Genomic DNA, 23,169 nt, shown 5'->3' with positions numbered 1-23,169 from the left:
TGGCAACGAATGCGGTCGGCGTGCGCTGGAGCGCGCGTTCATGCGCGCGACCGTAGCCGCGCGAGGGATGAGCGGAGGAACGGAGTGACGGAGCGAATCGGCTGGGGAGGTTCGTGGCCGTCTGCGGTGCTGTGCAGGGCGGTTGCGGTGCCGTTCCTGGTGGACTGAAAGGGCGAGGCGCGCTTGCGTGCAGTTCAGTCGCCTGAGCGACCGCTATCCGCGCGGGCGGTGCGGAGAGCGCGGATATGCCGCTCAGCGACCGCGAGCGCGGCGAGGGCTTTCATCGCTCGCTGTATCCTGCGGTCACAGTCACTGCTAGCGAGCGCGGCGAGGGCTTTCACCGCTCGCTGTCGACGGTGGTATCGACCCGGCCGACTGCTCGAACCAACTCGGAGACGGGGAGCCGATGGATATAACCCGGGGGACCCGCTCCCACACACCCATGGACGCGGCACTGGGGGCGCCGGCGAAGATGGCCGAGCGGGAGGAGGACCTGACGCCGATGATGGCCCAGTACTTCGAGCTCTGTCGGGAGTACGACGACTCGCTGGTGCTCTTTCAGGTGGGTGACTTCTACGAGGCGTTCTGCGAGGCGGCCGAGCGGGTGGCCCGCATCTGCGAGATCACGCTGACCAAACGCGAGGACTCGACCGGCGAGTACGCGATGGCGGGCATCCCCATCGACAACGCCGAGTCGTACATCGAACGGCTGCTGGAGGCGGGCTACCGCGTGGCGGTCGCCGACCAGGTCGAGGACCCCGACGAGGTCAGCGGCGTGGTCGACCGGGCGGTCACCCGGGTCGTCACGCCGGGGACGCTCACCGAGGACGAACTCCTGCGCAGCGCCGACAACAACTTCGTCGCCTGCCTCACCGCGGACGGTCCGGGCGGCGATACGTCGACCCGGGACACGAAGCGGGCGGGCGGCGGTGCAGGGGCCGGCGGCGACGAGAACGGCCCGTACGGGCTCGCCCTGCTGGACGTGTCGACCGGCGACTGCTACGCGACGAGCGCCGACCGGCTGGACTCGGTCGCGGACGAACTCGGGCGGTTCGCGCCCGCCGAAGCGATCGTCGGCCCCGACGCGCCGGCCGACGTGTTCGACGGCGACTGCATGGTCTCGCCCTACGAGCGGACGGCCTTCGACGCCGAGCGCGCCCGCGAGCGCGTCGAGGCGTACTTCGGGGACCTCGGGCTGGCCGACGAGGCGGAGGTCCGGGCCATCGGCGCCCTGCTCGCCTACGCCGAGTACACCCGCGGCGGCAACCCCGACGCCGGCGACATCGGCGACGACGCGACGGCCGAAGTGGCCGGGCCCGGCGCGACCGCGAACGACGACGGCATCGACGACACCGCGACGCTCGACTACATCAACACCCTCACGCGGTACGACCCGCGGGAGTACATGCTGCTGGACCGGGTCGCGCTGGAAAGTTTAGAGCTGTTCGACCGCCGGGCGGTCCACGGCGACCGGGCGCTCACGCTCGTCGACGCGCTCGACGAGACCGCCTGCGCGCTCGGCCGCCGGAAGCTCGACGACTGGCTGCGCCGCCCCCTGCTGGACGAGGACCGCATCGCCGCCCGCCACGACGCCGTCGCGGAACTGACCGGCGACGTGGGACTGCGCGAGGACCTGCACGACTTGCTCGACGACGTGTACGACATCGAGCGGCTCATCTCCAGGGTCGCCCGCGGCCGCGCGACGGCGCGGGACCTGCGCTCGCTGCACGACACGCTCGCGGTCGTCCCCGACGTGGAAGCCGCCCTGTCGGACGCCGACTCCGCGACGCTGGTCGAGTTGCGCGAACACCTCGACCCCCTCGCCGACGTGCGCGAACTGATCGACGAGGCCATCCAGGAGGACCCGGACGCCGACCTCACGGAGGGCGGCATCGTCAAGCCCGGGTTCGACGACGAACTCGCGGACCTCCGGAGCACGGAACGGGAGGGCAAAGCGTGGATCGACGACCTCGAAGCGAGCGAGCGCGAGCGCACCGGCATCGACTCGCTGAAGGTCGGCCACACCTCCGTCCACGGCTACTACATCGAGGTGACCGACCCGAACCTCGATCGGGTGCCCGACGACTACCAGCGCCGGCAGACCCTGAAGAACTCCGAGCGGTTCGTCACGCCCGAACTCAGGGAACGGGAGGACGAGATCATCCGCGCCGAGGACCGCGCGGACGACCTCGAGTACGAGCTGTTCTGCGAGGTGCGCCGGGACGTGGCCGACGAGTCGGAGCGGGTGCAGGCGCTGGCTGACCGGCTCGCGCGGCTGGACGTGTTCGTCTCCTTCGCGAGCGTGGCGGCGAAGTTCGACTACACCCGCCCCTGCGTGGGCGCCGAGGAGTTCGCCGTCGAGGCCGGGCGCCACCCCGTCGTCGAGCGCGCCGAGGAGCGGTTCGTCCCCAACGACGCCCACTTCGACGACGAGCACTTCTTCGCCGTGATCACCGGCCCGAACATGAGCGGCAAGTCGACGTACATGCGCCAGGTGGCGCTCACCTCCGTGCTCGCCCAGGCCGGGAGTTTCGTCCCCGCCGCCGAGGCCCGGCTCCCGGTCGTCGACCGAGTCTTTACCCGCGTCGGCGCCAGCGACGACATCGCCGGCGGTCGCTCTACCTTCATGGTCGAGATGACCGAACTCGCCGACATCCTGAACAACGCCACCGGCGAGTCGCTGGTCCTGCTCGACGAGGTCGGCCGCGGCACCAGCACCGCCGACGGCCTCGCCATCGCCCGCGCGGTCACCGAGCACATCCACGACGAGATCGGCGCCACCACCCTCTTCGCCACCCACCACCACGAGCTGACCGCCATCGCCGACGAGCTGTCGGGCGTGTTCAACCTCCACTTCGAGACGGAGCGCACGGACGGCGAGGTGGCCTTCGAACACGAGGTCGCGCCCGGCGCCGCCGCCGCCTCCTACGGCATCGAGGTGGCGAAGCTGGCCGGCGTGCCCGACGCGGTGGTCGACCGCTCGCGCGAGCTGCTCGACGAGAGCGAGTCCGGGTCGGACGGTCCGGGGACGGTCGAGTCTAACGGCCACGACCTCGACGAGAACGTCCGCGTGAGCAGCACCGCCGACGAGGGCGACAGCGCCGGCGGCGACGATAGCGGTCCCGACTCGGAGCTCGAACGGAGACTCGCCGACCTCGACGTGGCGACGATGACGCCGCTGGAGGCGATGAACGCTCTCGCCGAGCTGAAGGAGTCGCTGGACGACTGAGGCTCGGGCGGACAAGCGGACGGGATCCGCTCAGTTCTCCGCGTCGATCCGCGGTCAGCCGTCGACGCCGTCGGGCCCGGTCGGCGTTAGCGGCACGAACTCCAGCCCGCGCTCGGCGAGCAGCCGGCGCGCGCGGTCGGTGACCGACGGCGCGACGAGGATGCCGCGGATCTGTCGGTCGGCGTGGAGGTCTCGCTCCAGCGCGTCGACGTACCGGCCCAGTTGCCCCACGGCGTCGGGCCCCACCCGCCGGCGCTTGAGTTCGACGGCGACCGCCCGCTCCTCGGCGTCCTCGCCGTAGATGTCGACGGCGCCGGCGGGCGTCGACCGCTCGGTCGCAAGTGGAATGAACCCTTCCTCGACCAGCGACGGTTCGTCGAGGATCCGCTGGCGCAGGTCCTCCTCGGTGCCCTCCAGCGAGAGGTCCCGTTCGTCGGTCAGCCCGTAGGCCGACACCTCCAGCACGGCCTCGAAGTCGACCCGGAGGTGTTCCTCGGGCGTCTCGCGGTGGCTCTCGACGACGAGGTGGCCCTCGTCCAGGCGGGCCTCGTGGTCGCAGTCCGGGGGCTGCCAGTTGACCGGCTGCTGGCCCTCGTCGGTGTGGACCAGCGCGGCGCCGTCTGGCTTGAGCATCACCAGCCGCTCGCCGGGGCCGAGCGTGCTCGACGCGCGGCCCTCGTAGTCGACGGTGCAGCGGCCGACGACGGTCACCAGGGCGCCGGCGTCGATGGCCTCGGCCACGAGGTCCCGTGCGGTCTCGTGGCCCGGGCGCTCGCGCGTCTCCAGCCGGAGTCCCTCCTCGACGGCAGTCACGCCTCGGGGTTGGGCGTCGGGGGCTAAAAACCGCGCGACACGGGACGGGTCAGCCGCTGCTCGCGCGCTCACCTCCGTCGATCCACAGGATCGCGTCGGGGTCGAGCGTATCGGGGTGGCGAGCGACCCGGACGGCGAGGTACCGCGTCGCCGCGGGCGCGGGCACGAGGCCGGCGTCGACCGCGTCGCCGAGCACGTCTTTCGCGGTGCGCAGGAACCGCCGGATCCGCTCGGCGGCGGCCTCGCCGGGCCAGGGGACGAGCGCCGACGGTTCGGCGTCGGTGGAAGGAGTCTCCCGGTCGGTGGCCGCACCGGATGCGGTCCCGTACCGCCGGCCGGTCTCGATGGCCAGCCGGGGGACGAGGAACGCCTCGGTCCGGTCGCCGGCGACGACCAGAACCTCGAACTCCCGGGGGTCGAGCGAGTCGAGGAGTTCTTCGACGGACGCGCCCGAGCGGAACGGCTCCGGGTCGACGAGGTCGGGGGGCGCCTCGTCGGCCCGAACCAGGGCGACCAGCCGGTCGACGTGCTCGCCGCCCCACTGTGAGCGGTGCAGGTCGTACCCGTCGGCGTCGCGTTCGACCGCGACCAGCGTGCGCGCTCCCACGGCGAGCGGGAGTGGTCCCGGACTCCCTCATAAAGTATCGCACGCGTCGGCCGGCCGAACCCGGTCGACGGCGACCGGCCGGCGGTGGCCGCCGACTCAGCCGTCGAGTTCGACCAGGCTCTTGAGCGGCACGAGTCGGTGCTGCATCTCGGGTTTCGTGTAGCCCGAGGACTCCTCGGTGACGCCCGCGGTGTAGACGCTGACCTTCTGCTGGAGGACGTGCGGTTCGCCCTTGTTGTTCCGGACGACTTCGACCGAACGCCAGGCCTCGTCTTCCATACCACGTCACGAGGGGAGCCGTCGATAAATCGCTTTGGTGAGGGGCGGTCGTCGCCCGGCCCGTCACTCCGGCGGCGGGCGGAGCGTGACCCGCCGAAGCTCCCGACCGGCGTCGTAGAACGCTCGCGCGAGCGTCGCCTCGTCGGCGAGGGCGTCCTCCCCGACGGTCCGAACTGGGACCGTCGCCTCCAGCGGCGCCGTCTCGAACGGGTAGGGATCGACCCGGTAGGTGCCGTCGTCGAGCGCGGTGACCGAGAGCGTCGCGTCGTCCCCGCCGGTCGCGGGAACGGCGTCGATCTCGCCGTAGCCGGGCGGCGAGTCGGTGATACAGAAGGATAGCGAGAGAGCGTCCCACGCCTGGAGGCGGCGGTAGTCGGCCCACAGCCGCCCGTCGTACCCACCGGGGACGCGCTTCGCGTCATGGAGCGACCGCAGGAGGTCACGGTCGGCGGCCGTGACGGGCGCCGGCCCGTCGCGCTCGCCGTCGCGGAGCGCGTCGAGCAGGCGGCGCTGGCGACGGTGTTCGCGGTCGACGAACTCCCGGAACGCCGCGGGCGTCTCCGGCCACGCCGGCGAGAGGCCGTATCGCTGGTTCCGCAGCCCGGCGCCGTGCATCGAGACGAGCAGGCCGGCGTAGGCGTCCATCCCGGCGACGGCCTCGATCCCCTCGTCGTAGAGGTCGACCCACGTCCCGGCGGGCATCTCGCGGAAGTCGACCGGCTCGCCGTCCGCGAGGTGCGGCCGGCGGTCGTAGGTCCGCCAGCCCGTGTCGTGGGCGTACGCCGCGAGTGCGAGCGAGCCGAAGGGGTCCGGGCGGTCGAAGTCGTCGTTCCCCCAGGCGTCGGCGAACTGGCCCGCGAGGGCGGCGTGGTCGGGCTGGGTGACGAACTGGTAGCCCTCCGCCGTCTCGGCGACTATCACGCATCGGCGTTGGGGCGGCGCGGTCAAAGGGGCGTCGGCCGGTCACACGTGACAGGGATTTGGCAGCGGTACGCGCGAACCGGGGTCACTCGTTCGAGTCGGCATCGACTAGACCCGCGATATCGTCCCTCGTGAGGTCCGGGGACCAGTACAGGTCGCCGTCGACCAGAAGCGGGATCGGTTCGGACCGGATGGTCTCGGCGAAAGCGTCGAGTGTGGCGTCGATCGGGAACCCTTCGCCGGCAGCGAGGAAGTGGCGATCGTTCTCGTTCCCGAACGGCACGACGGTTGTCCCGAGTCCGATCCCCCTCGCCGGGAAGGCCACGGGCGTCACGATCAACCCCTCGTCCCACGTAACGCGGTACACGAGCGGAACCCCCGTCTCGTTCTGCGTCACCCGGACGCCGCCGTCGGCGACGACGAGGTACTCCCCGGTCGGGAACCCCGTGGTCCGCTTGCAGATCTCCAGCGCCGCGGCCAGCGAGAACCCCTGCCCGAGTAGTCGGGCGACCGTCTCGCCGACGCGTTCGGCCGTGCTGTCGAACACGTCGGCGACGGTGACGATACCGCCCGTCGCGCCGTTCTCGACCAGCGCTCGGCCCTGTTCGTACGACGTGCAGGCGTTGAGGAAGAACGCCTCGGCGCCGACCGACGCGACGGACCGCGCGTCGAGAAAGCCGTCGGCACACTCGAACCCCCTGTCGTCGACGTGACCGATGTAGTGCAAGAGGTCTGTCTCGGTCGCCAGCGCGTCCGCGAGTTCCGACCGTGACAGCCCCTCCAGCATCCTCACGTCGAACGACGCTAGTTCGTTCAGGTCGTAGATGGCCGCGACCGTGTCGCCCTCGATCATGTCGGTGTCGTTGGTGACGACCGTGACGCTGGTCTCGACATCCTCGACTGGATCCCGCCGCAGACTGCGCTCGTACGCGGAGACGGACAGTTCGCTCGCACCCACCGGAACGCCGGGTCCGCGGTAGGCGTGCTCGATGCTCGTCGCGGTCTCCGGGTACACGAAGTTCTGGTTCCACGCCTCATCTGCCCCCCGAGCGAGCGCCGCCTGCTCCGACCGGTCTCGTCCGAAGACCGGTCGACCGACGCCACCGACGCCCGGATCGTCGATGTCTCCCGGGGTCGGACAGCGGATCGCGGCGAGTTCGTGGGCCAGGTGCGGGAGCGCTTCGACGGCGTCCGGCTCGGGGACCAGATCGGCGGTGAGTCGCCAGCGGGGGGCCGCTCCGTCGACCGCAGTCGGCGCAACATCCATGTAGGCTGCCACGCGGGCGGCGAGCGGCCACTCGTACGCCTCACCGGGGTCGAACGGGAGCAAGTCGGCGAGCAGGTCACGTTCGAAGAGGTCGAAGTCGTAGTATCCCGTCGTTCTGACGACGCAGTCGAGCGTGAACTGCCGTCGAAGCACGTTCGCGACGGTCGTCTCGATGTCGCCGTCCTCGGTCAGTGACCACTCCCGTCCGTCCGCGCGCAGACGAGGGGGCATCCCGATGCGAACGGTCGCGTCGAGGTAGAACGCCAGTGAAGCGACCGGAAGGAGGGCATCGAGCCGCGGTGGTACCACGATCGACACGCCGGAGTCGGGCGAGGAGAGCCCGTCCGGTACGTGCAGTGCGTCACCGAACTCGACGAGCGGTGGATACCCCCGGAGCGTCGGCCACGAGCGTTCGGGCGAGCGCGTCTTCAGTGCCGATCCGAGACGCGAGAGCGCCGACGCCACGTCCGTCGGGTCCTCGGTGGTCGTGATCGTCCCCGCCGGGCTGGAGTGATAGCTCCGAGCGCCGAGACGGACTCCCTTACCGTTCTCGGTCCGAACCACCGCGGAGTTTCCGGATATCCGGACGGTGAGTTCGCCCTCGACGGCGAGGTAGACCTTCACGGGCGTCTTGCTCAGTTCGACCGTGTATCGTCGGCCGGAAAACCGCTGTTCCCCGTCCTCGAACAGGTCACATCGGTGAGTTCCGTCGGCGTCTCTCACCGTGAGGATAGCTCGGTAGGGGAACTCGATCTCCGTCGCTTCGAACTCGACAGTGGCGTCGACCGGGAAGCGAAACGGCTCGTCGGCGACCGGGATCGGATCCACCGGTCGGTCCGTCCCGACGGCGAACTCGACCGACTCGATCGGGTCGACGATCCTGACGCCCGTCGGGTCCATCGTCGGCTCGAACCGCGGGCTCGCGTCCTCGTTCGTGTCCGTCACGGTCGTTACCCACCGTCTCGAATGAGTGTGCAAATAGCTTCCGGCTGTGGCGGTCCCCGGACCGCAGTGGACCCGAAAGCCCCGACCGGTCCCGGACGGCTGCTCTTCCCCCGCGGTGGCGCAGTAGGCGACCGACCACAGGGGGATCGCGGCCAGCGCCGTGAGAGCGTCGTGCGGACCGCCCGGGATCGAACCGGCGGATGCCTCTCGTGTTCGGAACGGTCGCGAAAAGGGAGAATCCCGAGAGAAGAACGGCGCCGCTACAGCAGGTCTTCGACGTTGTCGACGACTTCCTCGGGGGTGTCGCCGACGGGGACGCCCGCGGATTCGAGCGCGTCGATCTTCGACTGGGCGGTGCCGGTGCCGGAGCCGGAGACGATGGCGCCGGCGTGGCCCATGCGCTTGCCCGGCGGGGCGGTGCGGCCGGCGATGAAGCCGGCGACGGGCGTGGTCATGTACTCGTCGATGTACTCGGCGGCCTCTTCCTCGTCCTCGCCGCCGATCTCGCCGCACATGACGACGGCGTCGGTCTTGCTGTCCTGCTCGAACAGCGCGAGCGCCTCGATGAACGAGGTGCCGATGATCGGGTCGCCGCCGATGCCGATGGCGGTCGACTGCCCGATGCCGCGCTGGGTGAGGCTGTCGACGACCTGGTAGGTCAGGGTGCCCGAGCGGGAGACGAGGCCGACGCGGCCGGCCTCGAAGATGTTGCCCGGCAGGATGCCGAGCTTGGCCTCGCCCGGCGTGATGACGCCGGGGCAGTTCGGGCCGACGAGGTAGGCGTCGGTCTCCTGCAGGCGGCGGTAGACCCGCGACACGTCCTGGGTCGGGATGCCCTCGGTGATGGTGACGACCAGGTCGAGCTCGTCGACGCCCAGCGCCTCGAAACAGGCGTCGCCGGCGAACGCCGGCGGGACGAAGACGACGGAGGTGTCGGCGTCCTCCTCTTCGGCGGCCTCGGCGACGGTGTCGTAGACGGGGACGCCCGCGACCTCCTGGCCGCCCTTGCCGGGGACGGCGCCGGCGACGACGTTCGTCCCGTACTCGATCATCTGCTCGGTGTGGAACTTGCCCTCACCGCCGGTGATACCCTGCACGATGACGCGGCTGTCTTCGTCGACGAGAACACTCATGCTTCCACCTCCTCGGCGTAGTCGACCGCACGCTGGACGGCGTCCTCCAGCGTCTTCTCGACGGTCACGAGATCCTCGTTGAGGATCTCCATGCCCTCCTCCCAGTTCGTCCCGGCGAGCCGGACGACGACGGGCTTGGGGATCTCGTCGAACTGTTCGAGCGCCTGGTTGATCCCCCGGGCGACCTCGTCGCCGCGGGTGATCCCGCCGAAGATGTTGAAGACGACCGAATCGACGTTGTCGTCGGAGAAGACCATGTCCAGGGCGTTGGCGATGCGGTCGGCCTTGGCGCCGCCGCCCACGTCGAGGAAGTTGGCGGGCTCGCCGCCGTAGTGGTCGACCAGATCCAGCGTCGTCATGACGAGACCGGCGCCGTTGCCGATGATGCCGACGTTCCCGGAGAGACGGACGTAGTCGAAGCCGTACTCGTCGGCCTTGCGGTCGAGCTCGCTCTCGGCGAACTCGCCTTCCTCCTCCATCTCCTGGAGCTCGGGCTGGCGAAAGAGGGCGTCCTCGTCGACGTTGAAGACGGCGTCGGCGGCGATGACTTCCTTGTCGGCGGTGACCATGAGGGGGTTGATCTCGGCGTCGGAGCCGTCGCGGTCGTCCCAGAGCTCGTAGAGCGTCGTCAGGACCGAGGCCACGTCGCGGGCGATCTCGCGGTCGACGCCGGCGTCGTAGACGGCCTTGCGGGCCTGGTAGGGGTGCATGCCGAACGCGGGGTCGATGTGCTCGCGGGCGATGGCGTCGGGGTCCTCCTCGGCGACCTCCTCGATGTTGACGCCGCCGCGGGTCGAGACCATCGCGACGGGCTTGCCCTCGCCGCGGTCCATCGTGACGCCGACGTACAGCTCGTTCTCGAAGTCGACGGCCTCCTCGACGAGGACGCGGTCGACGGTGTAGCCCTTGAGGTCCATGCCGAGGATGTCCTCGGCGGCCTCGCGGGCCTCGCTCTCGTCGTCGGCGAGCTTGATGCCGCCGGCTTTCCCGCGTCCGCCGACGTGTACCTGTGCCTTGACGGCGACCGGATAGCCGATCTCCTCCGCGGCGGCGACCGCCTCGTCGACGGTCCCGGCCAGGTCCGAGGCCGGTGTCGGGATCCCGGCGTCGGAGAAGACCTGCTTGGCCTGATATTCGTGCAGTCGCATGTCACTCGAACCCGCGGCCGGCGAGCGCTTAAATCCCGACGGTATCGACCGGCTCCCGGTTAAGTACACCGGCAGGTATCGTTCACGAAAATTGGGCCACAAGGCACTTATTGCCGACGAAACCGATCACGCGTGTCGGCGCCCGACGGCGCCGCACCCCACCCACCCCACCGATTCCACCCCACCCTTTCCGCCGTTCCACCCACCCTCTCTTTCCACCGTTCGCTCGCCACCAGGGAGCGACCGCACCGCGTAGCGACCGCCGACCTCCGTCCGCTCCCGTCCGCGTAGCGCGACGAGTGACTTTTCCCGGTCTCACCCGTCCTCACGGATATGGACGGCGACGACGCCGAGAGCGGGGGCGACCCGGCAGGAGTGACAGACGCCAGCGGCGCGGACGGGGCGGCGGTGTCGGCGCTCGCGAGCGAGATCGAAGCGGCCGAGCGGGTCGTCGCGCTCACCGGCGCGGGCGTGAGCGTCCCGTCGGGGATCCCGCCGTTCCGCGGCGAGTCGAGCGACGACGGGCCAGACCCGGTCTGGGAGACCCACGACCCCGCGGACTTCCACCGGCGGCGCTTCGACGCCGACCCCGAGGGGTTCTGGACCGACCGGCTGGCCCTCCGGGAGACGCTGTACGGCGACGGGGTCGAGCCGAACGCGGCCCACGAGGCGCTGGCGACGCTCGAATCGCGGGGCTACCTCGACACGCTGCTGACCCAGAACGTCGACGGGCTCCACGCGGCCGCGGGCTCGGAGTCGGTGGTCGAACTCCACGGGACGAGCGCCCGCGTGGTCTGTGACCGCTGTGGCGCGACCGGACCGGCCGACCCGGTCTTCGAGCGCGTCAGCGAGGGCGAGCGGCCGCCGACTTGCGACTGCGGGGGCGTCCTCAAACCGGACGTGGTGCTGTTCGGCGAGGCGCTGCCGGACGAGGCGTTCGACCGGGCCCAGACCGCCGCGCGGCGCTGCGACGTGTTCCTCGCGGTCGGGTCGTCGCTGACGGTGCGGCCGGCGGCGCTGCTGCCCGAGATCGCCGCCGAGTCGGGCGCGACGCTGGCCGTCGTGAACCTCGACGAGACGGACTACTCCGAACGAGCGGCCTACGATCTCCGGGCGGACGCGACGGCGGCGCTGCCGGCGCTGGTCGCGGCGCTCGACGGGTAGGACGGCGACGGGCGGCCGACGGGCGAATCGGCGACGGGCACACGGGGCCCGGGGACGGCCGGGCTACAGCTCGACGCCGCTGGGGATGAGACTGTGCTGGCGGAGGAGACTCCCCTCGTCGTCGTAGACGAGCAGGGTGCGTTTCTCGAAGTCGGCGACCGTCTCGCCGTCGCGCTCGACGACGACGCGGTAGCAGCCGTCGGCGTCGTCGGGGTCGTCCTCGCGGCGGGCGGCGTCGACGAGTTCCCGCACCGACCCGGCGTCGGCGTTGACCTCGACGACGAACTCCCCGGTCACCCGGTTGGTGAGGCTGAAGACGCCGGCGGCGTCGTCGTCGCCGGCCGTCCGGAAGCGGAAGGCGACGTCGACGCGGTCGCGGTCCAGCCGGTCGCCCCCGGCGTCCGTGAGGCGCTCCTCGAGGAGGTCCGACGGGCCGTCGTAGCGCAACGCGGCCGTCGGCAGGCGGTCGCCGTCCCGGTCGACGTGACGGAGTTCCAGCGTGACGTAATCGCGCCTCATTCGACACCCCCCACTAGGGAACGGGCGTGCATGAACGTAACGCCGATGCCGGCCGTGGCTGGGCCGACCGCGCTGGGCCCGAGCGCGTCTGGACGACCGTCGCCCCGGGAGCCGGTAGCTTTTATACGGGCGGCGACGGCGAGTCTGGCCATGTGGGTCCGCTCGGAGTACGCCGGTGAACTGGCCGTTCTCGCGACGTGGCTGACCGCCCTCCTGCCGTGGTCGGTGTCGGTGCTGCGCGAGTCGCCCTCCTGGCTCGACGGCACCTTCACCGTCGTCAACATCCGGTTCGTCTTCCTCCAGTTCCACTACCTGTTCGGGGTCGCGCTGGGCCGGCAGTCGCTGGACGGGCTCGTCCAGTTCGTCCCCGAGATCCCCGGGTTCGTCCCCCCGAACCAGGTGCCCGAGGGACAGCTCTGGCTCGCCACCGCCGGGTTCTTCGGGTGCATGCTCCTGCTGAGTCTCGTCTACTACGCGCGCGACGAGCAGCTCGAAGCGGCCGCCGAGCGAGCCGAGACACGGATCGCCGGCGGGGCGCCCGACGCGCTCGCCGACGCCGTCCCCGGAGCCGCCGCGGCCAGGCTGACGCTCGACCCCGTCCGCGTGTTCGGCGCCTGCTTCGCGGTCCTCGCGGTCGCCTTCTCGGTCGCCACGGCGATGTTCTTCCAGCACCAGCCGACCGTCCCCGTCGGCGCGGTCTTCATGTGGGTCTTCGCGGTCGTGCTCCTGCGGGTGGAACGCACCTGACCGACGGGCCGGCCGACGGCCGTCCCCGACCGACGACGCCCTCTTGTCGAGCCCCTCCTGTCACCGGTCACAGACGGTTCGAACCCGCGACAGCCCCCCGCGTCGCGCCGAACTTCGAAACCGCCGGAACCGGAGGTGACGGCCCCGCTACACCGACATTTGGGACCAGTTGTCACGCCGCGATCATCGAAACATTTAAGAGCTTTTCGGACTTACGTAGTGTTAGGAAGCGCGGCATCGGATTCTTATGGCTTTCGCCACCGGTGAGCCGCTCCGGAGACCAATCATGAGCGACACGACAATTCGAACCGGCGCCGAGGAACAGACGAGCGAACGGCTGCGGGCGGAGCAGGAGGAGTCGACCACCGAGCACGAGTGCCCCGAGTGCGGCGGTCGGCTCGACGCCGACACCGAGCACGGCGAGACCGTGTGTTCGGAGTGCGGCCTGGTCGTCGAGGAGGACGAGATCGACCACGGCCCCGAGTGGCGGGCGTTCAACCCCTCGGAGAAGGACGAGAAGTCCCGCGTCGGCGCGCCGACGACGAACATGATGCACGACAAGGGCCTCTCGACCAACATCGGCTGGCAGAACAAGGACGCCTACGGCAACTCGCTGTCGTCGAACCAGCGCCAGAAGATGCAGCGGCTGCGCACCTGGAACGAGCGGTTCCGGACCCGCGACTCGAAGGAGCGCAACCTCAAGCAGGCGCTCGGCGAGATCGACCGCATGGCCTCCGCGCTCGGCCTCCCGAAGACCGTCCGGGAGACGGCCTCGGTCATCTACCGCCGCGCGCTGGAGGAGAACCTCCTGCCCGGCCGCTCCATCGAGGGCGTGGCCACGTCGGCGCTGTACGCCGCCGCCCGGCAGGCCAACACGCCGCGCAGCCTCGACGAGATGACCGCCGTCTCCCGCGTCGACAAGATGGAGCTCACGCGGACCTACCGCTACGTCGTCCGCGAGCTGAACCTGGAGATCAGGCCGGCCGACCCCGAGAGCTACCTCCCGCGGTTCGTCTCGGACCTGGCGCTGGGCGACGACACCGAGCGCCGGGCGCGCGAGCTCATCGAGAGCGCGCGCGACCAGGGCATCCTCAGCGGGAAGAGCCCGGTCGGCCTCGCCGCCGCCGCGGTGTACGCCGCCGCCCTGCTGACCAACGAGAAGGTCACCCAGTCGGAGGTCAGCGAGGTCGCCAACATCTCCGAGGTCACCATCCGCAACCGCTACAAGGAACTGCTCGAATCCGTCGACGCCCCGGCCTGATCGTCCGGTAGCCGGCCCACCACGGACCCGTCGGTGTGTGCCGGCCGCGCCCGGCCGCCGGTCCCGTCGCTCGCCGCACAAGCCTTTTTGTATTCGTCGTGCGTGTGGATATCACGCATGGAGGAAGCGTACGTCCGACTGCTCTGCCCCGAGTGTACCAAAGACTGGGAGTCGACGCCGACGGACCTGCCGGAACACACCGACCTCTTTCACTGCCCCAACTGCCACGCGAGCCGCCGGCTCGCGGAGTTCACGCGGACCGACCGGGACCTGCAGACGCTGAAGCGACTGAGCTAGCCGCTCGTCGCGGACCGCGCGCCGCAGGCCTCACAGCGGAGGAGCAACACGCCGCCCTCGCGCTCGAAGTGGGTGTCCGGCAGGCCACACTCCGGGCAGAGGACGAACTCGTCGGCGTACTCGTCGACGGCGTTGCTGACGCGGCGTTCGCTGAACTCGCCGGTCAGCCGCGCGCGGCCGCTCTCGTCGATGTGGCCGCTGGTCCCCAGCTCGTTCTGGAGGAACTGCATGACGTGGTCGTCCTCGCGGCCCAGGCGGTCGCAGGTGTCCTGGAAGTTCTCGTAGACCGTCACGTTGCCCTCCTGGCGGATGTCCGGGTCCGGCACCGCGAACCGGTCGGAGCTCCCCTCGATCTCCGGCGTCTCCTCCATCGCCCGGTCGAGCATGTCGTCGTAGTCCATACCCGTGAGAAGCCCGTCCCCGCCTAAAAGTCTTTCAACCCCGCGGCCGCGCACCCGGCGTTCCGGTCCGCACCCACCGACCGTCGCTCGCGTCGCAACCGCCCGACTACTGCGCCCCTGTCGACGACCCCACCCCGATCGCCACCGCCCGCCGAAACCGATATCGAGAGGCTTTTGTACACGGTTTTTAAGCAGGTGTGTGTTAACGCGACTCAGGATACTACTATTAACCTCCAGTGGTTAGGACGGGACGACTATGAAAAAGCAGGAGCTCATTCACCTTCACGGCCTGCTTGCTCAGGTGGAGAACCACTACGAAATGGAGACAGGGGAAGAGGTGGAACACGACGAGTACACTTCTCTCGGCGTACGGCCGACCTCGATCCACAAGTCGAAGACCGACCACAAGAACGCCGTTTTCGCCCTGGCGAAGGGCATCACTTCGGAGATGGAGACCGAGACGCGCGAGCGCGTCCCGGCCTCCGCGGACTGAACGAATCGACTCGTCCCGTCCTCCCGACACCCGACCGCCCAGTGGCGTCGCTGTCCCGCCCGTCTGTGGGTCACACCGCTCGGCACCTCCGAATACGACCGCGAGAATCCCGTTACCGGCCGGCGTGGAGCGCCGCTACGACTCGTCGATGAGTTCCTCGAACTCGGGTAACACGTCGTCGCCGCGTTCGTCGCCCGACCCCCCGTCGCCCCGTTCGTCGCCCGACCGGTCCTCCCGGACCGGCTCCTCCCCCTCGTCGGCCGCGGGCTCGCTCTCGTCGTCTCCCGATTCCTCCTCGTCCTCGTCGCCGTCCTCGTCGACCTGCTCGATCTCGAGGACCTCGAGCGGGATGTTCTCGAGGCGCTGGCCGATCTCCTTGCGGGCGATCCGGGCGGCGTGCTCCTCGCGCTCGACGTTGAAGACGGTGATCTCCAGCTCGAGCGCGACGAGGCTCTCGTCGGCGGCGATGAAGGCCGGTTCGAGTTCCTCGCCGCAGTGGGGACAGGACCGCTCGCCCATGTTGATCTCGACGTAGTTGAGGTCCGGGTTGAGCATCTCCCCCGTCTTCGAGATGGCGATCCGGACCGCCTCGTCGGCCGTCTCCACGTCGTAGACGGGGACGGCCGCTTCGACGACAACTCTGCAGTTCATGTGCCCGCCTTCGCCGCGCAGCGACATGAAGGTTCGCCTCGATAGCACGGCACACACCCCTCCGCGGGGGCGGCCCTCGCCCGTCCGAACCGGCGGCGGACCGCCCGCGTCGATCCGGTGCCGTCGAAGCCGTCCGGCCGAACGGGCCCGGTCGATCCGGCGGCGTCGAACGGGCCCAGTCGGATTCCCCGCCGGGTCGCTCTCGAAAGGTCGAAGGCACCCCGACGCCTGGCCCGGGTATGACCGTCGAACGCGGCGTCCTCGCCCTCGATGAGTTTCCCGGTCCGTTCGACCTGCAGTCGACCGTCGAGAGCGGCCAGTCGTACCTCTGGGACCGCGCCGACGGCCGGATGTACGACGAGACGGGTGCCTTCGGCGGCGACGCCTGGTACGAGACCGTCGTCCGCGTCGACGGCGACCCGGCCGTCGTCCGCGTCCGCCAGGTCGACGACCGCCTGGAGTGGGAGTCGTCGGTCGACGCCGTCCCGATACTCCGCGAGCGGCTGCGACTGGGCGACGACCTCCCGGCGATCCGGGCGGCGACGCCCGACGACGAGGTGGTCGAGTCGGCCTTCGACGCCTACTGGGGGATGCGCCTCGTCGACGACCCCGCCGTCCCGTCGCTGATATCGTTCATCTGCTCGGCCCAGATGCGCGTCGCCCGCATCCACGGCATGCAGCGGGAACTCGAACGCGCGTTCGGCTCGACCGTCGAGTTCGACGGCCGGACCTACCACGCGTTCCCGACCGCCGAGCAACTCGCCGAGGCCAGCGAGGCCGAACTCCGCGACCTGGGGCTGGGCTACCGGGCGCCGTACGTCCGCGACACGGCGCGGATGGTCGCCGACGGCGAGGCCCACCCGGAGGAGGCGGCCGGGCTGGACTACGAGGACGCCCGCGAGTCGCTCACCCGCTTCGTCGGCGTCGGCGACAAGGTAGCCGACTGTGTCCTGCTGTTCGCGCTCGACTACCTGGAGGCCGTCCCGCTGGACACCTGGATCCGGACGACCATCGAGGAGTACTACCCCGACTGCGACCGCGGCAACTACGCCGACACCTCCCGCGCCATCCGCGAGGCCTTCGGCGGCGAGTACGCCGGCTACGCCCAGACCTACGTGTTCCACTACCTGCGGTAGCGCGGACGGGAGAACGACGGGGCGCGGAACGGGGCGGGCCGGCTACCGCTCGTCGACGGGCGTCCACGAGCGGTCGTGGTCGCCGACGTAGGCGGAGAGCGGGCGGATGAGGCGGTTGTCGTCCAGCTGTTCGAGCGCGTGGGCGGTCCAGCCGCCGACGCGGGAGACGGCGAAGCAGGTCGTGAACAGCTCCTTGGGGACGCCGACGCCGTCGAGCAGGGCGGCGGTGTAGAACTCGACGTTCGTCTCCAGGTCCCGGCCCGGCTTGTGCTCGGCGAGGGCCTCGACCGCGATGTCCTCGAACTCCTTGATCGTCTCGAAGAAGTCGGAGTCGCCGGCCTCCTCGTAGAACTCCGACGCCGCCGCTTCGAGGACGGCCGCCCGCGGGTCCCTGACGCGGTAGACCCGGTGGCCGAAGCCCATCAGCCGCTCGCCGGCCTCCAGCTTCTCGCGGACGTACCTCTCGGGGTCGCCCGACTCGTGGATGTCCTTGAGCATGTCGAGGACGGGTCCCGGTGCCCCGCCGTGGAGCGGTCCCTTGAGGGTGCCGACGGCCGCGGTCGCCGCCGAGACCACGTCGGACTCCGTCGAGACGACCGTACGGGCGGTGAACGTCGAGGCGTTCAGCCCGTGGTCGACGACCGTGTTGAGGTACGTCTCCAGTCCGCGGACCGCGGCCGCGTCGGGCTCCTCGCCGGTTAGCATGTAGAGGTAGTTCGCCGCGTGGCGCAGGTCCTCGCGGGGTTCGACCGGCTCCTCGCCGTCACGGTAGCGCCAGTAGGCCGCGACGATGGTCGGGAAGACGGCGACGACCCGCCGGGCGTCGGCCTCGGGGTCCTCCGCGCCGGTCCCGAGGTTCGCCGCCGCGGCGCCCATCCGGAGGGCGTCCATCGCCGGTCTCTCCTCCTCGGCGGCCCGCCGCAGGACCGCCTTCACTTCGTCGCCGATCCCGCGACGGGCCGCCAGGTCCGCCCGGAAGGCGTCGAGTTCGTCGGCCGTCGGGAGCCGGTCCTCGAACAGCAGGAAGACGCTCTCCTCGTAGGTGGCGTTGCGCGCGAGCTCGTCGACGGGGAACCCGCCGATCGTGAGCACGCCCGCCTCGCCGTCGATGTCGCTCAGCCGCGTCTCCGCGACCCTGATACCCTCCAGCCCGCGGTTCAGTTCCTCGTCACGCATGCCCACGCATCGGTGGGAGACCACCAAAGTACTGTTGGAACACGCCGGAGTTTTCCGCGATTTCGCTCGAACTTTCGGCATCGACCCGGCGAATCGATCCGCTATCGTCCAACTGTCGACGGCTGTATCGACAGGTGTACAACCCGGCCGTGCAAGCGACCGGGCCGGTCGGGGCACTTCCCGCCGAGCGCGAGCGAGGCGAGCCAGGACGGTTTTTTCACCGCGGGCGCGCTACCGGCGCGTATGACCGACCGAACGCGAGCACACGTGTACGTCTCCGGACGAGTGCAGGGCGTCTTCTACCGCGCGACGACTCGCGACGAGGCCCGCGAGCGGGGCGTCGACGGCTGGGTGAGGAACCTCGACGACGGCCGGGTCGAGGCGGTCTTCGAGGGCCCCGAGCCGGCGGTCGAGGCGATGGTCGAGTGGTGCCACGAGGGGAGCGACCGGGCGCGCGTCGAGGACGTGGAGGCGGAGTACGGCGAGCCCGAGGGACTCGACGGGTTCGAGATCCGGCGGTGACCGGCGTCCGGCCGCCGTCCGGTGAAACAGCCGGAACCGACGGCCGGTTGCCCCCACCCTTTTCCGGGGGGCGGGCGAACGCCCGTCCATGATTACGGGCACGGAGATGGCCGTGGTCGACGAGAACGCCGCGGCCATGGGGGTCCCGCGCAAGCAGTTGATGGAGTCCAGCGGGCACGCCGTCGCCCGCGCGGTCCGCGAGGCCGCCGACCCGGGCGCGAGCGTCCGCGTCGTCGCCGGCCGGGGGAACAACGGCGGCGACGCCTTCGTCGCGGTCCGCTTTCTCGACGACTACGACGTGACGACGAGCCTGCTCGGTCGCCCGGAGACGATCACGACCGACATCGCCCGCGAGAACTGGAGGGCCCTCGCGGCCGGCGAGTACGACACCGAGACGGTCCGCGACTCCACGGGTTTCGAACTTGACGATCCGGACGTGGTCGTCGACGCGATGCTCGGGACCGGTATCGCGGGCGACCTGCGCGAACCCGAGCGCACCGCCGCGGCGGCGATCAACGACAGCGACGCGACCGTCGTCTCGGTCGACGTGCCCTCCGGTCTGAACGCCGAGACGGGCGACCTCGCCGACACCGCGGTCGAGGCCGACCGCGTGGTCACGTTCCACGACACCAAGCCCGGCCTCGCCGAGCTGGACGCCGACGTGACCGTCGCGGACATCGGCATCCCCGCGGCCGCCGAGCGGTTCGTCGAGCGGGGCGACCTGATGCGGCTCGACGACCGCGACCCGGACAGCCACAAGGGACAGAACGGCGAGGTGCTCGTCGTCGGCGGCGGGCCCTACGCCGGCGCGCCGGCCCTGTCGGCGAAGGCCGCGCTCCGGGCCGGAGCGGACCTGGTCCGCGTGGCCTGTCCGATGGTGGTCGGCCGCGAGCTCCAGGGGTTCGGCGAGGACCTGATCGTCCGCCCCTACCAGGGCAAACAGCTCGAACCCAAGCAGGTCGGGTTCCTCCTCCAGATGGCCCGCCACCACGACACCGTGGTCATCGGTCCGGGCCTCGGCGACGAGGAGGAGACGCTCGAAGCGGTCGAGGGCATCCTCTCGGGGTACTCCGGGACGGCCGTCGTCGACGCCGACGCGCTCTCCCGCGTGCCGGAGGTCGACACGGACGCCGACCTGATCTGTACGCCCCACCAGGGCGAGTTCGCGGAGATGGGCGGACGCGTCACCGACGACTGGGAGGAACGGACCGACTACGTCGAGCACTTCGCCGCCGACCTGGGCCAGACGGTCCTCGTCAAGGGGAAGTACGACGTGATCTCCGACGGCGAGACCACGCGCGTCAACCGCACCGGCAACGCCGGCATGACCGTCGGCGGCACCGGCGACGTGCTCGCGGGGATCACCGGCGCGCTCGCGGCGACGCAGGAGCCGGTCCACGCCGCCGCGATGGCCGCCTACGCCAACGGCAGGGCGGGCGACCGCGTCTACGAGCGCCGCAACAACGGCCTCACCGCGACCGACCTGCACGACGAGATCCCCGCCGTCCTCTGGACCGACCGGGGTGGCGAGGCGTGAGCGGCGAGAACAACGGGAACGGGGAGACGGATACGGAGCTCACCCACACCGACGAGTCGGGCGAGGCGCAGATGGTCGACGTGGGCGACAAGCCCGACACCGCGCGGCGGGCCGTCGCCCGCGGGGTCATCCGCTTGCGCCCCGAGACGGTCGACGCCGTCCGCGGGAACGCGGTCGACAAGGGCGACGTGCTCGCGACCGCCCGGATCGGCGCGATCCAGGCGGTCAAACACACCTGGGAGACGATCCCGATGTGCCACCAGATCCCGGTCACGAACGTCGACACCGACTTCGCGCTCGGCGACGACGCCATTGAGCTTACCGTCGCCGTCGAGACGACCGGCAAGACCGGCTGCGAGATGGAGGCGCTGGAAGGGGTCACGACCGGGCTCAACGTCGTCTGGGACATGGTGAAGGCCGCCGAGAAGGGCGCCGACGGCGAGTACCCCGAGACCGGGATCGAGTCCGTCGAAGTCGTCGAGAAGACCAAGCGGCCGCTGGAGTGACCGCCGCGGCCGCGGAGCGGCCGCCCCCGCGGTCGCGCGCCTCGCGTTCGGGTCCGAGGCTTCAAGTACCGGAACGCGACCAGGGCCGTCCATGCGCTGAGACTCGCCGCGCGGCGGCCTGCGGTCGCGCGACGCGACCGCCGCGCGGAGCCATCGGCGCGTCGCCTGTTCGCCACACGAACCCCTCGCGTTCGCCGGGGTCGGCCGATTTTTGGTGGTCGTAGCCGTGGGTTCGCGCATGCGAGCAGCGATCTATCACGGCGAGCGGGACGTGCGCGTCGAGGACGTGGACCGACCGGAGATCGAGAGCCCCGGCGACGCGCTGGTCCGCGTGACCCACACGGCCATCTGCGGGTCGGACCTGTGGCCCTACCGGGGACGGAGCGACCGGGACACGCCCTCGCGGATCGGTCACGAGCCGATGGGGATCGTCGAGGAGGTCGGCGACGACGTGCGGAGCGTCCAGCCCGGGGACCGCGTGTTCGCGCCGTTCGTCGTCAGCTGCGGCGAGTGCGAGTTCTGCCGGCGGGGACTGCACACCTCCTGCGTGAACGGCGACGGCTGGGGCGGCGACAACGGCGGCGCTCAAGGCGAGTACGTCCGCGCGCCCCACGCCGACGGGACCCTGGTCCGGATCCCCGACCGCTACGCCGACGACGAGGACGCGTTGCAGGCCGCCCTGCCGCTGACCGACGTGATGGGCACTGGCCACCACGCCGCGGTCAGCGCCGGCGTCGAAGCCGGTGACACCTGCGTCGTCGTCGGTGACGGCGCCGTCGGCCTCTGCGGCGTCCTCGCTGCTCGCCGGCTGGGCGCCTCGCGGATCGTCGCCGTCGGCCACCACGCCGACCGCCTCGACCTCGCCGAGGAGTTCGGCGCGACCGACACCGTCCTCGGCGGCGAGGGCGGCGTCGACGACGAGGCCGAGCGCGTCCGGGAGTTGACCCACGGCGGCGCCGAGCACGTCCTGGAATGCGTCGGCGCGGCCGGCGCGATGGGGACGGCCGTCGGCGCCGCTCGCCCGGGCGGCACAGTCGGGTACGTTGGCGTCCCCCACGGCATGGGCGACGGGCTCGACCTGTTCCCCTTCTTCGGCGACAACGTGACCCTCTCGGGCGGCGTCGCGCCGGTCCGCGCCTACGCCGACGAGCTGCTCGCGGACGTGCTCGGCGGCACGCTCGACCCCTCCCCTATCTTCACCAAGACCGTCTCGCTGGACGACATCGCCGAGGGCTACCGCGCGATGGACGAGCGCGAGGCCATCAAGGTGCTCGTGAAACCCTGAGTCCGGCGCGAGCCCACGCAGTTGCGTACCGCGCTTTTTCCGGCCGCTCCCGTATCGCCCGCCGGTGATCGCCCGTGACAGCGATACTGACCCTCTCGTACGTCGTCCACGTCGTCTCGGCGGCGCTCTGGACGGGCAGCGTGCTCTACGCCGCCTACGCGGTACTGCCGGCGGCCGACGCCGGCCACCTCGGGGCGGAGGCGTTCGGCGCGACCGTCGACGGCGTGCTGCAGGTGACGCGCTGGACCGGCGTCGCGCTCCCGCTGACCGGCGCCTATCAGGTGTGGGTGCTCTATCCGCTGGACGCACTGGTCGCGACCGGCCGCGGCCACCTCGTGGTCGGGATGGCCGCGCTGTGGGGCCTGATGAACGGAGTCATCGAACTCGGCGTCTACCGTCTGCGAGCGGGGGGCACGATCGGACTCGTCCGTCACTTCGTCGTCCCGTTCGGGAGCGACGAGGTTACCGACGTGTCGCGGGCGGCGGACCAGTTCCGGCCGTACCTCCGCGCCTCGGCGGCGCTCGCCGCGCTGTTGCTGGTCGACGCCGCGCTGCTCGCCGCCGGCGTCCCCGGGTGAGCGGCCCGCAGCCTGAGCCCTCTGGTGAGCGACCCGCGGGCGACGCCTCGGCGCCGGTAGACCGACAAGCCTCCCGCCCCTCTGTCGGACCATGCCGAGGGTCAGCGACACCTACCTGGAGAACCGATGGCGCGTCCAGCCGAACCACGCCAACAACTACGGGACCGTCCACGGCGGCAACGTCATGAAGTGGATGGACGAACTCGGCGCGATGTCGGCGATGCGGTTCGCCGGCGAACCCTGCGTCACCGCCTCGATCGACCGCATGGACTTCCACCGCCCGGTCCCGACCGGCGAGGTGGTCGTCATCGAGGCGTTCGTCTACGACGAGGGCCGGTCCAGCGTCAGCGTCCACCTCCGGGCCGCCCGGGAGAACCCCCGGACGGGGGAGCAGGAGATGACCACCGAGTCGCAGTTCGTCTTCGTCGCCATCGACGAGGACGGCTCGCCCGTGCCGGTCCCGGATCTGACCGTCGAGGGCGAGCGCTGTCGGGAACTGCGCGAGCGGGCGCTGGCGTGGCGTCGGGACCGGGAGGAGTAGGCGGGGTCGGGAA

At 70.7% G+C, this 23,169-nt stretch carries 24 protein-coding genes; 13 read left to right on the top strand and 11 right to left on the bottom strand.

Annotation, left to right across the window (positions count from 1 at the left end):
• The first annotated feature begins 442 nt into the window (after window positions 1-442).
• Window positions 443-3,229, top strand: a complete 2,787-nt coding sequence (gene mutS / locus E3328_RS08980) for a DNA mismatch repair protein MutS (protein ID WP_135364230.1) — start codon at window positions 443-445, stop codon at window positions 3,227-3,229.
• 54 nt (window positions 3,230-3,283) lie between these two features.
• Here the strand turns inward: mutS and nucS are convergent, their stop codons facing one another.
• From nucS to sucC, 7 genes are all read right to left on the bottom strand, one after another.
• The gene (gene nucS / locus E3328_RS08975) at window positions 3,284-4,042 is read right to left on the bottom strand and encodes an endonuclease NucS (RefSeq protein WP_135364229.1); all 759 of its coding nucleotides are present in this window, start codon (window positions 4,040-4,042) and stop codon (window positions 3,284-3,286) included.
• 49 nt (window positions 4,043-4,091) lie between these two features.
• A complete protein-coding gene (locus E3328_RS08970) occupies window positions 4,092-4,649 on the bottom strand; it encodes a DUF6735 family protein (RefSeq protein WP_135364228.1) in 558 nt (185 codons plus the stop codon).
• A gap of 96 nt (window positions 4,650-4,745) precedes the next feature.
• Window positions 4,746-4,928: a hypothetical protein gene (locus tag E3328_RS08965; RefSeq protein ID WP_135364227.1), complete on the bottom strand. Its 183-nt coding sequence runs from the start codon at window positions 4,926-4,928 to the stop codon at window positions 4,746-4,748.
• A 63-nt stretch (window positions 4,929-4,991) separates the two neighbouring features.
• Entirely contained in the window at window positions 4,992-5,849 is an 858-nt protein-coding gene (locus E3328_RS08960; protein ID WP_135364226.1) for a DUF3891 family protein, read from the bottom strand.
• 85 nt (window positions 5,850-5,934) lie between these two features.
• Complete coding sequence (locus E3328_RS08955) at window positions 5,935-8,061, bottom strand: CHAT domain-containing protein (protein WP_135364225.1); 2,127 nt, start codon at window positions 8,059-8,061, stop codon at window positions 5,935-5,937.
• A gap of 260 nt (window positions 8,062-8,321) precedes the next feature.
• Window positions 8,322-9,194 (bottom strand): succinate--CoA ligase subunit alpha, encoded by an 873-nt coding sequence (gene sucD, locus E3328_RS08950; protein ID WP_135364224.1) that lies wholly within the window; start codon window positions 9,192-9,194, stop codon window positions 8,322-8,324.
• Window positions 9,191-10,342: an ADP-forming succinate--CoA ligase subunit beta gene (gene sucC / locus E3328_RS08945; protein WP_135364223.1), complete on the bottom strand. Its 1,152-nt coding sequence runs from the start codon at window positions 10,340-10,342 to the stop codon at window positions 9,191-9,193. Before sucC ends, sucD begins: the two co-directional genes overlap by 4 nt.
• Before the next feature lie 333 nt (window positions 10,343-10,675).
• Here sucC and E3328_RS08940 point away from each other — a divergent pair, with 333 nt between their 5' ends.
• Window positions 10,676-11,506, top strand: a complete 831-nt coding sequence (locus E3328_RS08940) for an SIR2 family NAD-dependent protein deacylase (RefSeq protein WP_135364222.1) — start codon at window positions 10,676-10,678, stop codon at window positions 11,504-11,506.
• Between the two features lie 63 nt (window positions 11,507-11,569).
• On the opposite strand, the gene E3328_RS08935 is transcribed toward E3328_RS08940, so the two are convergent.
• Window positions 11,570-12,025 (bottom strand): DUF5793 family protein, encoded by a 456-nt coding sequence (locus E3328_RS08935; RefSeq protein ID WP_135364221.1) that lies wholly within the window; start codon window positions 12,023-12,025, stop codon window positions 11,570-11,572.
• Between the two features lie 150 nt (window positions 12,026-12,175).
• Between E3328_RS08935 and E3328_RS08930 the strand changes: the two genes are divergently transcribed.
• The 3 genes from E3328_RS08930 (at window position 12,176) to E3328_RS08920 (ending at window position 14,330) form a co-directional block, all read left to right on the top strand.
• Entirely contained in the window at window positions 12,176-12,772 is a 597-nt protein-coding gene (locus E3328_RS08930) for a DUF7549 family protein (protein ID WP_135364220.1), read from the top strand.
• Between the two features lie 286 nt (window positions 12,773-13,058).
• Entirely contained in the window at window positions 13,059-14,033 is a 975-nt protein-coding gene (locus tag E3328_RS08925) for a transcription initiation factor IIB (protein ID WP_135364219.1), read from the top strand.
• Window positions 14,034-14,150: 117 nt separating this feature from the next.
• Window positions 14,151-14,330: a DUF7836 family putative zinc-binding protein gene (locus tag E3328_RS08920; RefSeq protein ID WP_135364218.1), complete on the top strand. Its 180-nt coding sequence runs from the start codon at window positions 14,151-14,153 to the stop codon at window positions 14,328-14,330.
• Here the strand turns inward: E3328_RS08920 and E3328_RS08915 are convergent.
• The gene (locus E3328_RS08915) at window positions 14,327-14,731 is read right to left on the bottom strand and encodes a translation initiation factor IF-2 subunit beta (RefSeq protein WP_135364217.1); all 405 of its coding nucleotides are present in this window, start codon (window positions 14,729-14,731) and stop codon (window positions 14,327-14,329) included. The genes E3328_RS08920 and E3328_RS08915 overlap by 4 nt on opposite strands.
• A 256-nt stretch (window positions 14,732-14,987) precedes the next feature.
• On the opposite strand from E3328_RS08915, the gene E3328_RS08910 reads away from it, so the two are divergent.
• Window positions 14,988-15,224, top strand: coding sequence for a UPF0058 family protein (locus E3328_RS08910; protein WP_135364216.1), 237 nt, complete (start codon window positions 14,988-14,990; stop codon window positions 15,222-15,224).
• A 135-nt stretch (window positions 15,225-15,359) separates the two neighbouring features.
• Here E3328_RS08910 and E3328_RS08905 read toward each other — a convergent pair whose 3' ends face one another.
• Entirely contained in the window at window positions 15,360-15,875 is a 516-nt protein-coding gene (locus tag E3328_RS08905) for a DUF555 domain-containing protein (RefSeq protein WP_135364215.1), read from the bottom strand.
• 239 nt (window positions 15,876-16,114) lie between these two features.
• Between E3328_RS08905 and E3328_RS08900 the strand changes: the two genes are divergently transcribed.
• The gene (locus tag E3328_RS08900; RefSeq protein WP_135364214.1) at window positions 16,115-17,011 is read left to right on the top strand and encodes a DNA-3-methyladenine glycosylase family protein; all 897 of its coding nucleotides are present in this window, start codon (window positions 16,115-16,117) and stop codon (window positions 17,009-17,011) included.
• 42 nt (window positions 17,012-17,053) lie between these two features.
• On the opposite strand, the gene E3328_RS08895 is transcribed toward E3328_RS08900, so the two are convergent.
• On the bottom strand, window positions 17,054-18,187 hold the full coding sequence (locus E3328_RS08895; protein WP_135364213.1) for a citrate synthase/methylcitrate synthase: 1,134 nt from the start codon (window positions 18,185-18,187) through the stop codon (window positions 17,054-17,056).
• A gap of 243 nt (window positions 18,188-18,430) precedes the next feature.
• On the opposite strand from E3328_RS08895, the gene E3328_RS08890 reads away from it, so the two are divergent.
• The 6 genes from E3328_RS08890 to E3328_RS08865 all read left to right on the top strand — a co-directional run bounded on the left by E3328_RS08890 (window position 18,431) and on the right by E3328_RS08865 (window position 23,156).
• A complete protein-coding gene (locus E3328_RS08890; RefSeq protein ID WP_135364212.1) occupies window positions 18,431-18,709 on the top strand; it encodes an acylphosphatase in 279 nt (92 codons plus the stop codon).
• An 88-nt stretch (window positions 18,710-18,797) separates the two neighbouring features.
• On the top strand, window positions 18,798-20,246 hold the full coding sequence (locus tag E3328_RS08885) for an NAD(P)H-hydrate dehydratase (protein WP_135364211.1): 1,449 nt from the start codon (window positions 18,798-18,800) through the stop codon (window positions 20,244-20,246).
• Between the two features lie 71 nt (window positions 20,247-20,317).
• Entirely contained in the window at window positions 20,318-20,752 is a 435-nt protein-coding gene (moaC, locus tag E3328_RS08880) for a cyclic pyranopterin monophosphate synthase MoaC (protein ID WP_246022992.1), read from the top strand.
• A 238-nt stretch (window positions 20,753-20,990) separates the two neighbouring features.
• On the top strand, window positions 20,991-22,037 hold the full coding sequence (locus E3328_RS08875; protein WP_135364209.1) for a zinc-dependent alcohol dehydrogenase family protein: 1,047 nt from the start codon (window positions 20,991-20,993) through the stop codon (window positions 22,035-22,037).
• 74 nt (window positions 22,038-22,111) lie between these two features.
• Entirely contained in the window at window positions 22,112-22,615 is a 504-nt protein-coding gene (locus E3328_RS08870; protein WP_209452145.1) for a hypothetical protein, read from the top strand.
• Between the two features lie 91 nt (window positions 22,616-22,706).
• On the top strand, window positions 22,707-23,156 hold the full coding sequence (locus tag E3328_RS08865; protein ID WP_135364208.1) for an acyl-CoA thioesterase: 450 nt from the start codon (window positions 22,707-22,709) through the stop codon (window positions 23,154-23,156).
• Window positions 23,157-23,169 lie beyond the last annotated feature (13 nt).

Origin of the sequence: Halosimplex halophilum, from assembly GCF_004698125.1 — an archaeon.
GTDB classification, from domain to species: domain Archaea; phylum Halobacteriota; class Halobacteria; order Halobacteriales; family Haloarculaceae; genus Halosimplex; species Halosimplex halophilum.
The sequence above is the reverse complement of the archived record's forward strand: the minus strand, read 5'-3'. Positions and strand labels throughout refer to the sequence as shown.

Bases quoted from the DNA above. Each gene is read 5' to 3' on its own strand.
- mutS (WP_135364230.1), top strand. From the start codon at position 443: ATGGACGCGGCACTGGGGGCGCCGGCGAAGATGGCCGAGCGGGAGGAG.
- E3328_RS08965 (WP_135364227.1), bottom strand. From the start codon at position 4,928: ATGGAAGACGAGGCCTGGCGTTCGGTCGAAGTCGTCCGGAACAACAAG.
- sucD (WP_135364224.1), bottom strand. From the start codon at position 9,194: ATGAGTGTTCTCGTCGACGAAGACAGCCGCGTCATCGTGCAGGGTATC.
- sucC (WP_135364223.1), bottom strand. From the start codon at position 10,342: ATGCGACTGCACGAATATCAGGCCAAGCAGGTCTTCTCCGACGCCGGG.
- E3328_RS08940 (WP_135364222.1), top strand. From the start codon at position 10,676: ATGGACGGCGACGACGCCGAGAGCGGGGGCGACCCGGCAGGAGTGACA.
- E3328_RS08935 (WP_135364221.1), bottom strand. From the start codon at position 12,025: ATGAGGCGCGATTACGTCACGCTGGAACTCCGTCACGTCGACCGGGAC.
- E3328_RS08930 (WP_135364220.1), top strand. From the start codon at position 12,176: ATGTGGGTCCGCTCGGAGTACGCCGGTGAACTGGCCGTTCTCGCGACG.
- E3328_RS08925 (WP_135364219.1), top strand. From the start codon at position 13,059: ATGAGCGACACGACAATTCGAACCGGCGCCGAGGAACAGACGAGCGAA.
- E3328_RS08920 (WP_135364218.1), top strand. From the start codon at position 14,151: ATGGAGGAAGCGTACGTCCGACTGCTCTGCCCCGAGTGTACCAAAGAC.
- E3328_RS08915 (WP_135364217.1), bottom strand. From the start codon at position 14,731: ATGGACTACGACGACATGCTCGACCGGGCGATGGAGGAGACGCCGGAG.
- E3328_RS08910 (WP_135364216.1), top strand. From the start codon at position 14,988: ATGAAAAAGCAGGAGCTCATTCACCTTCACGGCCTGCTTGCTCAGGTG.
- E3328_RS08905 (WP_135364215.1), bottom strand. From the start codon at position 15,875: ATGAACTGCAGAGTTGTCGTCGAAGCGGCCGTCCCCGTCTACGACGTG.
- E3328_RS08900 (WP_135364214.1), top strand. From the start codon at position 16,115: ATGACCGTCGAACGCGGCGTCCTCGCCCTCGATGAGTTTCCCGGTCCG.
- E3328_RS08895 (WP_135364213.1), bottom strand. From the start codon at position 18,187: ATGCGTGACGAGGAACTGAACCGCGGGCTGGAGGGTATCAGGGTCGCG.
- E3328_RS08890 (WP_135364212.1), top strand. From the start codon at position 18,431: ATGACCGACCGAACGCGAGCACACGTGTACGTCTCCGGACGAGTGCAG.
- E3328_RS08885 (WP_135364211.1), top strand. From the start codon at position 18,798: ATGATTACGGGCACGGAGATGGCCGTGGTCGACGAGAACGCCGCGGCC.
- moaC (WP_246022992.1), top strand. From the start codon at position 20,318: ATGGTCGACGTGGGCGACAAGCCCGACACCGCGCGGCGGGCCGTCGCC.
- E3328_RS08875 (WP_135364209.1), top strand. From the start codon at position 20,991: ATGCGAGCAGCGATCTATCACGGCGAGCGGGACGTGCGCGTCGAGGAC.
- E3328_RS08865 (WP_135364208.1), top strand. From the start codon at position 22,707: ATGCCGAGGGTCAGCGACACCTACCTGGAGAACCGATGGCGCGTCCAG.